This is a genomic window from Psychrobacter sp. N25K4-3-2, assembly GCF_015351755.1.
GTDB classification, from domain to species: Bacteria; Pseudomonadota; Gammaproteobacteria; order Pseudomonadales; family Moraxellaceae; genus Psychrobacter; species Psychrobacter glaciei.
The window spans coordinates 1-522 of sequence record NZ_JADKLX010000041.1 but is presented as its reverse complement, the minus strand read 5'-3'; the positions used below and the strand labels follow the sequence as shown (position 1 = coordinate 522).

1 protein-coding gene is annotated in these 522 nt (G+C 39.7%); it reads right to left on the bottom strand.

Features of this window, described 5'->3' with window-relative positions:
• The coding region (locus tag IOD06_RS13525; RefSeq protein WP_194621270.1) for a helix-turn-helix domain-containing protein at nucleotides 1-398 on the bottom strand (398 nt) is incomplete at its 3' end.
• Between the last annotated feature and the right edge of the window lie 124 nt (nucleotides 399-522).

Here is a 522-nt window from a genome sequence, read left to right as displayed (position 1 = left end):
TGTCGGCGCAGATGTAGGTATAACTCACCACCTGCTTTTTTATCTTCCCAGATATACAGATAAATGCATTCATGGCTGACAGACCGTTCACTTTCTTTGCGCAACCATCCCGTTATTTGTTCAGGACTCCACTTCTCATTAAGCTTCTGGGTAATTAAAGCCATCATTTCAGGTGTCATCTTAAGCGGTTTTCTTACATTTCTTCGGCGAAACAAAGCCCGCTCATGAGCTTGTTTATGTCTGTAACCTCGCTTACCTGTATTTCTAGAAAGCTCTCTTGAAATCGTAGATTGCGATAAATCAGTTAGCTCAGCAATACTTTGTTGCGTAAAACCACTTTTCTTTAGAACGGCGATCTGGCATCTTTGCGCATAGGTCAGTTGTTTGTAATGTCTCATTGTAAAATCTCTTGCCGGAGAAAAAGCAGTTAGCTTATGAGCAACTGACCATTTAATCTAGCCAAAACAAGTTATGCACTTACAATTTGAATCTAGGAGGTTTAATCATTTCTCAAATGGTATT